Origin of the sequence: Arthrobacter methylotrophus (assembly GCF_039539965.1) — a bacterium.
Classification (GTDB): domain Bacteria; phylum Actinomycetota; class Actinomycetes; order Actinomycetales; family Micrococcaceae; genus Arthrobacter; species Arthrobacter methylotrophus.
On record NZ_BAABED010000001.1, the window covers coordinates 3,296,610 to 3,310,737 of the forward strand.

Below are 14,128 nucleotides of genomic sequence, written 5' to 3' on the forward strand. Positions count from 1 at the left end.
CAATTGTTCGTTTCACTTGATGCAGGAACTCAGCCGAGCGGCGGAGCGCCCACGGTGTCGTACATGGAGTAGTCATCCGTGGTGACTGAGCCGTTGCTGAACAAGCTCAGCCCGAAACTGATGGCAGTGGCCCCGGCAGGGAGTGCCGGCGTCGTGAAGCTTGCCTGCGTGTAGGCGCTAGCGGCAGCCAGCCACGGTCCGGAAGTCCAATACACCCAGTTATTTGAGGCGTCACGGTAATACAAAGCGAACTGCGTGACGGCCGTGGAGGTGTACCAAACACGCACCGAGTAAGTGTGTCCTGCGACGCCCGCAGGTGGGCAGGTACTCGTGTCCATGGTGGGAAGCAGCTTCGCGTCACCGCTGGAATAGCCGGTGATGGTGAGCTTCTCGGCCTTGGTGCCGGTGTGTGCGGTGGCTACCGTGCTGAACGTTGCGGTGTTGGTGCCGTATCCACCGGCCTGCCAGCACTGTGGGAACGAACCCGTACCGGCCGTTTCAAGGCTGGGGTTTTGTACCAGGTTGCCGCCGGCTGGTGGCGGCGGCGGAGGCGGTGGCGGCGTGCCGACGTCGAACATCTCGTAGTCATCGGTAGTGAGCGTGCCGTTGCTGAACAGGTTCAACCCGAAGCTGATGCCGCTCGCACCGGTCGGCAGTGGAGGCGTTGTCCACGTGGCCTTTTGAAAGGTCGTGGCCGCTGAGAACCAGGGACTTGATGTCCAGTACTTCCACGTGCCGATGCCGCTCCGGTAATAGAGCTCGAACTGGGTGTTGGTGGTGGACTTGTACCAGGCACCTATGGAATAGGAGTTCCCAGCTGTGGCCGTGGGTGAGCACCCTCCCAGGTCAAGGGTGGGCAGCAACTTGGCGTCGCCGTCCACGTAGTTGGTGACCACCAGCTTTTCAGCCACGTTCCCTGTGTGCCCGGGTTTGACCGTGGAGAAGGTTGCGGTGTTGGTACCGTAGCCTCCGGCTGCCCAACATTGCGGCACACCGCTGGTGAGGGTTTCAAGGCTTGGGTTCTTGATCAGGTTGCCAGTACCCTCCGGCGGTGCCGGCGGTCCCGAGACGAGCGGCTTGACGGTTCCGCCTATGACTTGGTTCACCGTTTTGACCGTGGTGGTCGCGGGGCGGCTCTTGAGCCACGTAGCGAACTGGTTGAACAAGGTGGGGGTGACGTTCAGCGGATCAGTACTGGTGCTCGAAATGTGGTGGAAGGTGAGTTGGACCCACCCACCGACGGGCTCAGCCTGGGTGACTGATTTCTGCAGGTCGGCTAGCGTCCAGGTGTTGTCCACTTCGTCCGGAGCGGCCGTGTCGTAGGCGTTTGCGGGCGGAATGGTCTCTGATACCGGGCAACCGGCGCAACTGAACCGCGTCTTGATATCGCCGAGTCCCCTGGCGCTGTTGTAGCCACAGTTCTTGACTATGGTTTCGACGGATGCGTTCTCGGCGGCGAACGGGTAGGCAAAGTCGGTGACGGTGAAGCCCAAGTTGCTGAGGTTCACCCTGTCGTTGCAAATCTGGCGAGTTGCCTCAGCGGACGTCACGGTGGTCAGGTCCGGGTGCGTAACGGTGTGGCCGGCAATCTCATTGCCGTTTGCCACAAGGCCCTGCATGTCCGCTGTGCTCAGGTACCCGGGGTTGTTGATGAATCCGGACGGCGTGAAGAAAGTACCCGTCAGCCCCAGGGTCTGCATGGTCTGGGCGGCGGTGAGTTGATCGGCATTTGCATCGTCAAAGGTCAGGGTGACGACCGTGGGGTTGGCAGCTTGGGCTGCCGGTGCGGTAATGCCGGTTGTGACACCGGCGAATGCGAGTACCACCAGAACGGTGGAGAACCAGGTGAACCATTTACCGGGGAGCGTCCTTTTGAACGTCCGGTGCTGGTCAACCTGGAGAGTACGGTTGAAGAGTTTCATAGAGTCTGGCTCGATTCTAGGCAACGGCCTGGCCGGACGTACGGGCGGCGCGGAGTGACATCACCCCGCGTTGTTCAGCATGCGGGGGCGTGCCGCCCAGTCATCGCCCTCTTGCCGAAACACCCCGGTGCCCGGGACAAGCCCCAGTCATGGCCACGAGGTTCACTATGGTGTCACCGTAAGTCGGGCCGATATTGGGGAATAAGAGTAACTTCTACCCGTCTTTCAGCTCCGTAATTACCTAGATTGGCGATTTTTCCGGCGCTACGGATCCTCTACTCGGGGAATCAACATCAGTTTGTTAACCAAACCTTCCCCCTAGCGTCACGCCCATTCCCCCGCTTCGCCAACCTCCGGGCACACCGTGGAGGAGTGAGGATAGCTATCGTTGCCGAGTCATTCCTGCCGCTCATGAACGGGGTCACCCACTCCATCCTGCGGGTGCTGGAGCATCTGGAAGAGCGCGGCGACGAAGTGATGGTGATTGCGCCGTCGACGTCGGACACTGCCGTACCGGACGTCGTGAACGGCGCCTTTGTGTACCGGCTCCCCTCCATGCCCCTGGCCGGGTACACCAATGTGCGGGTGGCGTTGGGCGGTGTGAGCCGGGTCAAGAGAATCCTTGCCGACTACGCACCGGACGTGGTCCACCTTGCATCCCCTTTCGTCCTCGGATGGCGGGCTGTGCAGGCTGCGCACCAACTCGGCATTCCCACGGTGGCCATCTATCAAACCGAGGTCCCCAGCTATGCCGCCCGGTATGGCCTCCCCATGCTGGAGAACTGGGCATGGGGACGGGTGGACAACATCCATCTTCTTGCAGACCGGACACTGGTCCCGTCCACGTTCGCGCTCAACCAGTTGCGCGGCCGCGGGATCCTGAGGGTGGGCATGTGGCGGCGCGGTGTGGATACCGCGCGGTTCTCCCCCACCAAGCGCTCGGAGGCGTGGCGCGCCTCCATAGCGCCAAACGGCGAGCGCATCATCGGCTACGTCGGCAGACTCGCGATCGAGAAGCAAGTGGAAGACCTCGCCGTTCTGCGCGATCTGCCGGGAACCAGACTTGTCATTGTGGGCGACGGTCCACAACGCTCCGCCCTCGAAGCGGCCTTGCCGAACGCCGTCTTCACCGGGTTCCTGGGCGGCGAGGAGCTGGCCAAGGCGGTGGCGGGCTTTGACCTTTTCGTTCATCCTGGCGAGCTTGAGACCTTCTGCCAGACCATCCAGGAGGCCATGGCTTCCGGCGTTCCGGTCGTTGCCACCGGCCGGGGCGGTCCCCTGGACCTCGTCGAAAACTCGCGCACCGGCTGGCTTTACGAACCGGGAGACCTCGCCCAGTTGCGCGGGTACGTCCAGGATCTGATGGGCGACGACGCGAAGCGCCGCGCCTTCGGAACGGCGGCGCTCGCTTCGGTCCAGGGCCGGACGTGGCCGGCGCTGAGCGCCCAACTCGTGCGGCACTACGAAGCAGTAGCGGCCGGCGAGGCGTTGCTTGAGCCAGTAGCCGAACATGTCCACCCGGCAAGGCTGGGTGCGGCCCAGCCCACCACAATTTCCGCGACTTCCAACAAAGGACTCCCAGCATGAAAATCTCCGTCGTAGGCTGCGGCTACCTCGGCGCGGTACACGCTGCCACGCTTGCGTCGATGGGCCACACCGTAGTGGGCATCGACGTCGACGCCCAGAAGGTCGCCCACCTGAACAAGGGCTTCGCACCCTTCCACGAACCCGGTCTCGATGAACTTCTTCGCGACGGATTCGCCACCAAGCGACTCAGCTTCTCCACGGACTTCGCCGATGCCGCCGACGCCCAAGCGCACTTCCTGTGCGTGGGCACCCCACAGTCCAAGACGTCGGATACAGCCGACCTCTCCTACGTGATCGCAGCCACGAAGAGCCTCCTCCCCCATCTGGCGAGGGGGGCCGCCGTCGTCGGCAAGTCCACCGTTCCCGTGGGAACAGTGGACATGCTCCGCGGAATCCTTGCCCGCAGACCGGATGTCCTGCTCGGCTGGAACCCTGAGTTCTTGCGCCAGAGCACGGCAGTAAAGGACTCGTTGGTGCCGGATCGGCTGGTGTATGGAGTGCCGGGCGGCAAGGATTCTGCCGCGGGCGTCCCGGTGACAGCAGTGCTCGACGCCGTGTACGAACCGCTGGTGTCTGCCGGTATCCCCCGGCTGGTATGCAACTTTGCGACGGCCGAGCTCATCAAGTCCGCGTCGAATGCCTACCTGGCCACGAAACTCAGCTTCATCAATGCCGTGGCCGAACTGTGCGATGCTTCGGGGGCCGACGTCACCGAGCTCAGCGAGGCGATGGGATTGGATCCTCGGATCGGCAACAGGTACCTGCACGCCGGCCTCGGCTTCGGCGGGGGCTGCTTGCCGAAGGACATCCGCTCGTTCCGCGCGCAGGCGCAGGCGCTTTCAGTACCCTCCCTTGACGAGTGGATGGGCGTCGTGGACTCCGTGAATCTGGGCCAGCGCGCCCGCGCCGTGGACGTCGCACGTGACATGTGCAAGGGCTTCCTGTCCGGCCGCACTGTCACCGTGCTGGGCGCGGCCTTCAAGCCGGACACGGATGACATCCGCGATTCCCCTGCCTTGGACGTCGCACTCCAGCTCGCCGCGGCCGGCGCCCACGTGACCGTTACAGACCCAAAGGCCATCAACAACGCCTGGATGCGCTACCCCCAGCTCCGCTTCGAAGCGTCTACGACCCGCGCGTTGGAAGGCGCCGAGTTGGTGCTGCTGCTGACAGAGTGGGACGAGTACCGTGCCCTGTCACCTGCCGCTGCCGGTTCGCTCGTACGACGCCGGATGGTGCTGGACGCGCGGAACGTGCTGGACGCCGGGGTGTGGCAGGCGCAAGGTTGGACGGTGCGCGGGCTCGGAACGGGTTCTTGCGCCGAGCCTTTGGAGCCGATCGCTGTAGTGAAGCAGGCAGCCCTTCCCGTCGAACCGGTCAACACACGGCCTTTCATTGTGGGTTCGCCGGGAAAGGCGCCGTCGAGGCGGGGGTGAGCCTGGCTTTGCGGCGGCGGTTTCTAGCTCACCCGAGCAATCGCCCCGTCCAGCCACGAACGTAACACTTGCGCCGGGGCAGCGCCGGCTTGCCGGGCCACGATCTTTCCGTCGATGAGGACCATCAAGGTGGGGATGGCCTGAATGCCGAAGCGGGAAGACAACCGGGGTGCCTGATCCACATCAACTCGGACCAGTTTCAGATCCCCTGCACGTTCGTGCGCCAGCTGGTCCAGCACCGGGCTCACCATACGGCAGGGACCGCACCAAACAGCCCAGAAATCAACGAGGACCGGGACAGTAGACTCTTCGGCCACGAGTCGGAAGTCCTCGTCGCCGGCGTCGACGATCCAGGGCAACCAGTGGCGACAGTTCCCGCACCGAGGCTTGCCCTTCGAGGCCGCCGGAACCCGATTTGACGTGCCGCAATTCGGACAAACGATAATCGCCTTATTCATGGGGTTTTGGCTCCTTCCAGAAGCTTTAACACCACAGTACGGCCATGGGGACCCGTCCGGGGGCTCGCGGCACATGGGTTCGGAGAGCGCTCATCCACACGTAGATGGCCCGATCCGTCCACCTGAATCGGCCCAATTCACACGTAGAAACCGCTCAGGCACACTGGTTCTGCCCTCTTTTACACGTAGAAGCCCTGTTTCATGGAGAGAATCTGAACCGGGGACGACTTCCTTTGAGGTAGGGCCCACTATTCACGACGAGCGACACGTTGGCCGAACTTCTCGAGAAATGGGGTTGAAGTGAAATCGACAATGACGAAAGGCACCGGGCTTCAAGCTGCGGCCGCGGCAGCGCTGGCTGTGGTTGGCATCTTCGGCGCGAGCTTGGCTGTTTCATGGATCGCGGGGTCCCTTGGCATCTCTGCCGCGGCGGCGTCCCAGATCATGCACGCCATCGAGGTCGGAGGCTGGGCTCTCGTTGTCATTGGCACGGTGTTCGGCGCGGGAATCACTGGTGCCTTGATCGCAACAGCTCGAAGCATCCTCTTTCGCATAGGCCGGGCGCAAGCGGTCGCCTAAATCGATGCTTGCTAAGACGGCACGCGTGCTTGGGAGCATCCCTGGATGGTTGCTCCCAAGCACGGGAATGGCCATGGCGGCCATAGCCGTCTTCGGCTACTCGGCCGTGGACTTGTCCTGGATTCGGGACTCAAGGGCTATGGGTGGAAGTCCCCTCTACAGCAAGGACTTCCTCCAGATCCTTGGGCGGAACGTCGGTGCAGCCTTGGTGCTCTATTCCGGGGTCGCGACCCTTGGGCTCACTACGCTCCTCGGTGCCGGAATCCTGGCCCTCTATGTCGGGGCGACGGTATCCCTCGGCTTGCATTCCGTCGGCGGTGCAGGCCTGGTTGCGGACGTTATTTGGTACGTCCCGTTCGAGTTCTTCGGCCTGGTGATGGCGGCGAGCGCCATGGCTCTCCACGTCGCGGGCCCTGTGGATCGCGGGCTACGTTCTGCTCATGGCCCTGGTGGCTCTGCGGCTGCCCCTGACCAGAAAGTATCTCAACGCAAACGTTCCGGCGGACGTGGTCTCGGAAATCGGGGACGATCGCCTGCTGAGCCTCTCGATGACGGTCGGCACCGTTTTGTTCTTCCTTGTCTACGCCGTGATCATCGCTTTGTACTTCTCGCTCGCCGCGCTCCTGGACAAACGGGTGATCCCTGGAAAGTCGGTGCTTGCGGGTCGCTTCAATATCGGGGCCTTCTTTGTGATCGCCATTCTCGTCACGATCCCCGTGAATCTCTTCAGCGTGGTCTTCGGTGTCATCCAACCGCGGGATGTCCCCGGGTACTGGGCCTATTTCCCCGCGATGGCCGTTCTTTCCCTGGCGATCTTCCACCGGCATTGGCGGGGGTTTTCCACAGGCAGGAAATTCCTCGTTGTGCTTTCAGCCATTGATCTGTCAACATTTGTCGCCATCGGCTGATGTCCCTCAACTTTCATCCACGGACAGAAATTTCAATGACCACTCAGCTCTACAGCCTTCTTCTACGAATCGTGGGCCTCATGGTCGCTGCATTCTCCGGGATTTCCCTCGGCCTCATTTGGGCTTCTCCTTCCCCGGAAGGCCTCCGCAATATTGATCCGCTCGCTGTGAAGAACACGACGCTCGCCATACTTCTCGTCCTCGGCGTGGCCGCACCCCTGATTGCGGCCTTCAGTCCGGCGCGGAAGTGGCTACCGCTCAAGGCGGCCGTTTTCGCCGTCGCCGGCTTTGCGAACGCGGCGGCCCTCAGCCCGGTAATAGTTGTCCCGTTCCAGGGAACGACGTCGGCCGTCGCCGTCGTCTGCGCCCTCGCACTTGCGGTCCTCACCATCGTGGCCTTCATGGACTCAGTCCAGAAGAAGAGTCCGCAGAGCAAGTTCTAAACGCTGATGGGGACCAAGGTCGCTCCCGCCGACATGGCAGGCCAGGTTTCGAACGCCGGGGGTACTGCCGCGTCGGTCCGGCGGTCCGATTTCCGAGTCCTGCGGGACTTCCGGGCCTTCGAAATCGTCAATGCGATGCGTTTGCCGTTCACGCTGGATGGCTTCAGGGCCCTCGCGATTTTCGGATCGATAGCCTTGATGGTGCTCGGAACACTGGTGTTCGCGTCCACACTGTCTGTTCTCCGCGACGGCCCGCTCCGCCATGACACCGCCGTCGTACTCGGTTGGGGCTTCCTCGGGATCCTCTACTCCGCTGTCGGGACGGTCCTCACCGAGGTTGTTTCAAGCCGACGGCTGGCAGTCTCCGGCACTCCGCACTTGGAGCTCTTCCGGGCGATGGAACTTCCTCTCCCGCAGGTTGTGGTGAGATATGGCCTGGCCCCGATGCTCCGCCGCATAGGCATCCTTTGGTATTCGGCTGCGATATTCTTCATGGTCTTTTTCGAAGAAGCGTCCAGCTACTTCAACGTCGTGGTGGCTTCGGTCTCCGTGCTGACTTTTGCCTCTTCGGCGAGCTTCTACTGCGTTCTCCATTTCGCTTCGACGCCCGCACGACGGAAAGGCCTCCATTGGCTGCGCTGCCTCTTGGTTTTCATCCTTGGGGTATTACTCGGGGCTGCCACCGGTTTTCTCCTGCCTCAGCTCTCTCGGCTCGACGGCCCTGCCGAGGGCCCCTCACGCTTTCTTCCGGCGTTGTGTTTGCTTGCGGGGGCTGTGTCAGGGATATTGATCCTCCTCAGCATCCGGGCGTGGCGCGGCCTCAGCTATCGCAAGATTTCCTTCAGCACCGAACGGGGCAGCGGGCAACGACCGGTGACAAATTTTGGGCAATTCGTTGTCACAGATCTGTTGAGCAGCAAACAGGGCTCGGTAATCACCACGATCTTCCTTGCCTGGATCGCCGTCGTTGGCATCCTTCTGGGAGCGCGGGGCATCCTCCCCCTCAACTCGGCTCCCGGCGGCTGGGAACTTCACAAATCCTTGGCTGGTATCGCCGTGCTCCTGAGCTTGGGGGTCACGGAACCGATGCTCAACCGAATCGGGCCCACGGCGAAGCTGTACCACTACCGTTTTGCCTGGGAGAACGGTTTCTCCGCCACTGCGATCATCACCCTGCTCGTCGGGATCTACTTTATGGCGGGGACGACCATCGGTGGATTTGTCTACCTTGGGGCACTTCTCGCCTTCGACATTCCGGCTCCCGGTGCTGTCCTCGCGGGCTTGATCGTCGCCGCGGCCGGAGTCGTTGCAGAATCTCTCTCCCAGCCGCCACCCACCACTGACGGCACCAAATCCAATGATGTGGTGGACGCCCTTTTCACGCTCCTCCTGATCTCTCCGTGCTCGCTCGTCCTCGTTGTCAGCCCAGAGTTCAGCACCGTGCTGTTGTTGGGCTATTCCATCCTCGTAACCTTGGGAGCCGCCATATGCCTGCATCAACGTCTTTTGCGACTTCGATCGAAATTGATTCCGTAACCGCCGGTTACCGGCAAGGCTCCCCGGTCCTCGACGGGCTCAGTCTCAGCATGAACGAGCCGGGGCTCTACCGGGTGGCTGGCAGCAATGGCAGCGGGAAATCGACCTTCCTGGAGCTCATCAGCGGCTTCCTTCAACCTTGGGCCGGAAGCGTTCGCCTGTGCGGTATCGACGCCGGCTCCCCCGATGCGCGCCACCTACGGAGCGTTTGCCGTACGACGCCGGCACTCTACCCTTCCATGACCGTTCACGATCACCTCGCTCTTGCGGCCCGCAGCCGTCAGCTCGGCCCGGAAGCCGGGCTCGCCCGACTGGCCAGATACGGATTGCAGGACTGGGCGGAGCAGCCCGTCTCCATACTGTCGACTGGCAATATCCGCAAACTCTGGCTGCTCATGTGCACTGTCGCCGACACCCCTGTGGTCGCCATCGATGAACCTTTCAACGGCATGGACGTTCAAGGCATCGAGGCCCTGATCGACGAGCTCGGCGAGTGGGCACAGCACAAGGTAGTTGTCCTCATCTCCCACACAGTTCCGGACCAACTGCCAATTAGCCATTCCTTCGTCTTCGAGCAGGCACGAGAAACGTTGTAGACCTCAGCCCGCGACGCCGGCTCACTCGGAAAGCCGCTTCTCACGGAACGGGGACGTCTCCCTGACCAGGTCAAAGAGGGCTGCGCGCGACGGGGTTCCCGTCTTTCGGAGCGCGTTGGAAATGTGGCTTTCCACCGTCCTGATACTGATTCCCAGGTGCTCGGCGATCTCGGGGTTGGAACGATGACCGGCCAGGGCGGCTATCTCAATTTCCCGGACTGTAAGAGGCGAGTAGCTTCCCGAATTAAAGGCTAGGGGCTCGTCTGCGGACGGAAATCGTGTGGCAAACATGGCATAGGCCCGCTCCATCGCGGCTGCCCCTATGGTGTCGTCCACGAATGCATACCGTTTGAACGCACCCCGGAGCAGCATCCGTACCTGGTAGAAGTCTGCGTCGGGTTCATATTGTTGGAGCAGCGCCCCGAGCAATGGGTGGTCTTCCTCCACCACCGCGGCGGCAATGGCCACGAGTTGATCGTGTGATGTTGCGGCATGCTCCTTCAAGGTCCGGCGAAGGAGCTCAAGAGTCCTACGGCCGGGTAGCAGGCAACTGAAGAGCATCGCAGAATGCACTGCCTCGAGGACGTAGCCACGCTCCAGCTGCTGTTGAACGAGGTGCGCCGCTTTTCGATCGAAAACTGCCGGGAGAAGGGGACGACCGGCAACGAGCTGGTAAACACCTTTTGCAGTCCCCGGGAGTGGGCCGACGTCTTCGGTTTCGCGCCGGGCCTGGGTTGCAAGGGTCGCTGTGGGCGAGATCGCGGTGGTCGCCGTCCGCAATCCGGCGAGCCGCAGCATGGCGTCATGGAGTGAATTCACCAGAAGCCCCGGGCGCCCCAAGGCAAAGACACTACCCATGAGGTAATCCGCCTCGTCGAAGTGGCCACGGTATACAAGGGCCTGGGCAGCGATATACGTGCTGGAAACCATACCGAGTTGATCCAAATTGCGGCGGGCCTCCGTGCGTTGGCCGAGGGCATAGACAATTGACTCCTCAATCCGCCCCGAGCTGAACAACGCGAGTCCCCGGATGAATGATTCGACCCGTGGGAGGCCCTTGAAACCTGCCGTGGAGTCGATGGCTTTGAGTGCTTCAGAGGGGTTCAAGCGGTAAAGCTCCAGAATGCCACGGATGCAGGCTATGACCGCGCTGTGAGGATGACCCTCCTGGAGCCGAGCGAAGATCTCGTCAAGATTCTGGGGCATTCGATCGTGTGACGCCACGAGGAAAAGTTCGGCAGCTTCACCCTCCGCAGACCATTCGGGGCATTCCTTCGCGAAGATCCTGAGGGCAGCGGCGGCTAGATCCAATCCTTTGCCGGAATAGAGCGCCCAAAGCGCCTTTGTCACCGCCAAGAACAGCAGTTCGGACGGGTCTCCTTCCGAGGTCGTGGTCCGGGAAAAAACACGCTCAATTCTTGATGGGTCAAGAGGTGAACCCCAATAGACACTCAGCAGTCGCACCGCGTTCGATATGGTCTTCTCGGCCTCCCATGCTTCGTAACGGTGCCGCTCCAGGGCCGAGATTTGTTCATGGAAATGGCGTGCGGTGGCTGCGTCGTCGGAACTCCGTTCGAGGCGAAGCGCAGACAGAGCCCTCGTCAGCGAATCGGCAGGGGTGCTCGCAACGTGGTCTTCCTGTGGCGCTGCACTCAAGGTCCTTGTGATTCGATTCTTAAGGACCCGCCGGCTGGTGAGCACTCTTTGGCCACGAAAATAGTCTGCAAGGACAGGTGGGGTCATCGCAGCGCAGACATTGTTGTGCACATCCTCGATGACTGAAACGAACCCGCGCTGTTCGAGCCTGTCCAGGACATCGGAGTGAACTACTTGCTGCAGCACATCCAGAGGCGCAGTGCCCGCGATGGCCATGGTTTGAAGACCGGTGAGCTCGTCAGCTTCAAGTCCTTCAAGGAGGGACTCCACGGTGCCATCGAGGTGCTCGTTCCACAAGGTGTCGCCGGTCATGTGCCATTGACCATGATGGAGGGCAATCAGGTCACTGAGGGAAGCCGTTTCGGCAAGCCGAACCACGAGGTGGGGGTTTCCCGCGGATTTCGTGAGGATGCAGGCAGTAGTGTCCGCGTCTGCCGGAGCTCCCAGTATCTCGGTGAGGAGTTCGTTCACTTGCTCGTAGCGAAGCGGATTCAACTGAACCCTTGCTTCCGGGCCGGGGCTGAGGACCGGGGGCTTCCTCTTCGAGTAGAGGGAAGATTCGCTCATGGTCACGATCATGGGCCGCTTCGTCCTGCGCCGAACCGAATCCAGCACCGCTAAGGTTTCCGGGTCAATGAACTCGGGGTCGTCGACGACGAGCACGCGCTCCCCCGGCCTGGAAAGCCGGCCCGTCAGCGTGTCCGCGACACCCAGTACGCCCAATTGACCTATTCGAATATCCAGGCTCAAGCTATGTATTCCGCCAAACGGAATTCCGCGATGGGATCGTAGACCCGAAATGGAATAGACCGTGGCACCGGTTCTCTCCAGCTCGGCGATGACCTTCTGCACGACGCTAGTGCGGCCGGAACCAGGCGCACCCACGATCCGAACCATCATTCCGCGGGCAACGTAGTCTAGCGTTCGCCGAACTTCCTGTTCGAACAATCGCGATCCAACTTTCTCTGACGCGCTAATCCAGCATCCTCCTGCCCCTAGGTGGTGCTAAGTCCAAACGAGTCGACCTCATGAAGCCTCCCCAAGCTGTTTTGCGAACCTCTTTCCAAGGGCAACGGTAGATTCAGGAACCGGCGTCTGCGTGGTGATTTGGGGAAACTCAGTGTTTGCGGAAGGGTGCCTCCGTGCATCCACATGGGGTTTTGTTCTCCATCTCCGTGTGCGTCCGCGAAGCCTACGTGTTGCCCGGAGTCCGGGAAGGTGCGTTTTGGCGATGGCAGGTTCATCACGGTTCTCCTAGCGATGGTCTCGTGATTTAGACGCTACGGGGACTTCTCGACCGCCTCTAGGTAGAACCTCGCACATGTGGATATTTATTCGAAGAAGATTTACGGAAATCGAATATATATTCGAAATCGAAGTTCTCACCCTCCCTCCTTTACCCAAGTCAAGGGGTCTCTTCGCCCATGTGGACAAACCTTACTTTTCCCGCATTTCAAATGCTAGAATCTGCTGACATTCGCATCAAAAGCAATTTTACGGGGGCATAAATGAATACTCGCGCGCCTAAAAACACCAGGGCCACAAAGCACGCGTCGCACGACTTTCCGAAATCTCGGAAAACAACTTTCCGCCTTTTCGCCGCAATCATGTCAGTGGCTGCAGCACTTTCACTCTCGGCTTGCGGCGGGGCCAGCCCGACAGTCTCGCAAGCGGGCGCGACGCAATCGGCTTCCGTTTCGGCATCGCCGACCGCAACGCCGACTGCGCCGAAGTCAGTTTCCTGCGTAACGGAGAACGCCACAGAAAACTACCCGCCCAGGGAGTTCATTTGCACCAAGTCGGATGCGGGAACACTGCTCTGGATGGAAAGCTCAGAGTCCAAGAAAGTAACAGACGCGCGTGCGGCAGCCGCAGCAGCTGCCGCAGCGAAGGCCACAGCGGACCAGGCGGCCGCCGATAGAGCAGCGGCCGACAAGGCAGCGGCTGACGCCGCAGCGGCGCAGGCCCAGGCCCAGGCCCAGGCGAAGGCGAAGGCGGCCGCCCAAGCGGCCGCAGCCCAGGCCGCCGCCAAACAGGCGGCTCCCGCCGCGCCGTCGGGCTGTGACCCCAACTATGCCTGGGCATGCGTTCCCATTGCTTCAGATGTTGACTGCGCGGGAGGAAAAGGCAACGGACCAGCCTACGTGCGTGGGCCGGTCAAAGTGATCGGGACTGACATCTACGGACTCGACAGCGATGGCGACGGCATCGGCTGCGAGAAATAGGGGTCACAGGACAAAACGCGTGCATGTGCGTGCTTGCGGCGTCGATTCTGCTGGATCATCCCACACCTCAACGGCGCCCGCCGCGTGATTCCGGGGCACCGGGACCTGGGAATACCGATGATCCAGCAGAATCGCGCGTTCCCCCTGCATGCGCGGTCCCGACCTTCTTTGGCTTGGGCAAGCACTCACGAAACGGCCCACCCCTTCCCGAGGGATCGAACACTGGCCCGCCGCTCAGGCCGAGGTCACCCGGCGGCGTCGATTCTGCTGGAACATCCCACACCTCTACGGTGGCCGCCGCGAGATTCCGGGGGCACCGGGACGCGGGAATGCCGATGATCCAGCAGAATCGCGCGTTCGCCGATACATACACCTTCAAACAGGATCAGGACGTTGTGCATGCTCATGACGCACCCGGGATTTACACACGTTTAGTCCTACCCAGAAAAACGCACAAAAAAGCAGGGCCGGTCAATGACCAGCCCTGCTTTTTGAAATCCGAAGCTTAGAGAGCCTGGATGTTTACTGCCTGGGGACCCTTGGGGCCCTGCTCGACGTCGAAGGAAACCTTCTGGTTCTCTTCGAGGGAGCGGTAGCCACCCGAGTTAATTGCAGAGTAGTGAGCGAAAACGTCCTGGCTGCCATCTTCCGGGGAGATGAAGCCGAAGCCCTTTTCGGAGTTAAACCATTTGACGATACCTGTAGCCATTTTTTCAGTTTCCTTACTGAAGGTGGAGGTTGTCCCGACTGTCGGGCCTCCGGTGTGGGGTGTTCTCCACCGT

Annotated in this window: 15 protein-coding genes; 8 read left to right on the forward strand and 7 right to left on the reverse strand. The window is 61.3% G+C overall.

The features are described 5' to 3' along the window. Nucleotides 1-29 precede the first annotated feature (29 nt). Entirely contained in the window at nucleotides 30-1,922 is a 1,893-nt protein-coding gene (locus ABD884_RS17155) for a polysaccharide deacetylase family protein (protein ID WP_345048402.1), read from the reverse strand. A gap of 372 nt (nucleotides 1,923-2,294) precedes the next feature. On the opposite strand from ABD884_RS17155, the gene ABD884_RS17160 reads away from it, so the two are divergent. Both ABD884_RS17160 and ABD884_RS17165 read left to right on the forward strand, forming a co-directional pair. Then, nucleotides 2,295-3,509: a glycosyltransferase family 4 protein gene (locus ABD884_RS17160; protein WP_345048406.1), complete on the forward strand. Its 1,215-nt coding sequence runs from the start codon at nucleotides 2,295-2,297 to the stop codon at nucleotides 3,507-3,509. After that, nucleotides 3,506-4,945 carry a UDP-glucose dehydrogenase family protein gene (locus ABD884_RS17165; RefSeq protein ID WP_345048409.1) on the forward strand — a complete coding sequence of 480 codons (1,440 nt, stop codon included), beginning with the start codon at nucleotides 3,506-3,508 and terminating at the stop codon, nucleotides 4,943-4,945. Before ABD884_RS17160 ends, ABD884_RS17165 begins: the two co-directional genes overlap by 4 nt. A gap of 23 nt (nucleotides 4,946-4,968) precedes the next feature. Here ABD884_RS17165 and trxA read toward each other — a convergent pair whose 3' ends face one another. After that, entirely contained in the window at nucleotides 4,969-5,403 is a 435-nt protein-coding gene (trxA, locus tag ABD884_RS17170; protein ID WP_345048412.1) for a thioredoxin, read from the reverse strand. Nucleotides 5,404-5,703: 300 nt separating this feature from the next. Between trxA and ABD884_RS17175 the strand changes: the two genes are divergently transcribed. Further along, nucleotides 5,704-5,982 (forward strand): uberolysin/carnocyclin family circular bacteriocin, encoded by a 279-nt coding sequence (locus ABD884_RS17175; protein WP_345048418.1) that lies wholly within the window; start codon nucleotides 5,704-5,706, stop codon nucleotides 5,980-5,982. Between the two features lie 130 nt (nucleotides 5,983-6,112). Here the strand turns inward: ABD884_RS17175 and ABD884_RS17180 are convergent, their stop codons facing one another. Then, nucleotides 6,113-6,385, reverse strand: a complete 273-nt coding sequence (locus tag ABD884_RS17180; RefSeq protein ID WP_345048421.1) for a hypothetical protein — start codon at nucleotides 6,383-6,385, stop codon at nucleotides 6,113-6,115. Between the two features lie 37 nt (nucleotides 6,386-6,422). Here ABD884_RS17180 and ABD884_RS17185 point away from each other — a divergent pair, with 37 nt between their 5' ends. From ABD884_RS17185 to ABD884_RS17200, 4 genes are read left to right on the forward strand one after another with little or no spacing between them, the layout of a single operon-like run. Further along, the gene (locus tag ABD884_RS17185; protein ID WP_345048424.1) at nucleotides 6,423-6,890 is read left to right on the forward strand and encodes a hypothetical protein; all 468 of its coding nucleotides are present in this window, start codon (nucleotides 6,423-6,425) and stop codon (nucleotides 6,888-6,890) included. A gap of 35 nt (nucleotides 6,891-6,925) precedes the next feature. Next, nucleotides 6,926-7,333, forward strand: coding sequence for a hypothetical protein (locus tag ABD884_RS17190; RefSeq protein WP_345048426.1), 408 nt, complete (start codon nucleotides 6,926-6,928; stop codon nucleotides 7,331-7,333). 6 nt (nucleotides 7,334-7,339) lie between these two features. After that, a complete protein-coding gene (locus ABD884_RS17195) occupies nucleotides 7,340-8,869 on the forward strand; it encodes a hypothetical protein (RefSeq protein WP_345048428.1) in 1,530 nt (509 codons plus the stop codon). Continuing rightward, nucleotides 8,821-9,465: an ABC transporter ATP-binding protein gene (locus tag ABD884_RS17200; RefSeq protein ID WP_345048432.1), complete on the forward strand. Its 645-nt coding sequence runs from the start codon at nucleotides 8,821-8,823 to the stop codon at nucleotides 9,463-9,465. The genes ABD884_RS17195 and ABD884_RS17200 overlap by 49 nt, the downstream gene beginning before the upstream one ends. Before the next feature lie 21 nt (nucleotides 9,466-9,486). Here the strand turns inward: ABD884_RS17200 and ABD884_RS17205 are convergent, their stop codons facing one another. Continuing rightward, nucleotides 9,487-12,069, reverse strand: a complete 2,583-nt coding sequence (locus ABD884_RS17205; RefSeq protein WP_345048435.1) for a LuxR C-terminal-related transcriptional regulator — start codon at nucleotides 12,067-12,069, stop codon at nucleotides 9,487-9,489. A gap of 659 nt (nucleotides 12,070-12,728) precedes the next feature. On the opposite strand from ABD884_RS17205, the gene ABD884_RS17210 reads away from it, so the two are divergent. After that, complete coding sequence (locus ABD884_RS17210) at nucleotides 12,729-13,346, forward strand: hypothetical protein (protein WP_345048437.1); 618 nt, start codon at nucleotides 12,729-12,731, stop codon at nucleotides 13,344-13,346. Between the two features lie 3 nt (nucleotides 13,347-13,349). On the opposite strand, the gene ABD884_RS17215 is transcribed toward ABD884_RS17210, so the two are convergent. The 3 genes from ABD884_RS17215 to cspE form a co-directional block, all read right to left on the reverse strand. Continuing rightward, entirely contained in the window at nucleotides 13,350-13,496 is a 147-nt protein-coding gene (locus tag ABD884_RS17215; RefSeq protein WP_345048440.1) for a hypothetical protein, read from the reverse strand. A 95-nt stretch (nucleotides 13,497-13,591) separates the two neighbouring features. Further along, nucleotides 13,592-13,753: a hypothetical protein gene (locus tag ABD884_RS17220; RefSeq protein ID WP_345048442.1), complete on the reverse strand. Its 162-nt coding sequence runs from the start codon at nucleotides 13,751-13,753 to the stop codon at nucleotides 13,592-13,594. Nucleotides 13,754-13,851: 98 nt separating this feature from the next. Then, nucleotides 13,852-14,055, reverse strand: a complete 204-nt coding sequence (cspE, locus tag ABD884_RS17225; protein ID WP_028266315.1) for a transcription antiterminator/RNA stability regulator CspE — start codon at nucleotides 14,053-14,055, stop codon at nucleotides 13,852-13,854. Between the last annotated feature and the right edge of the window lie 73 nt (nucleotides 14,056-14,128).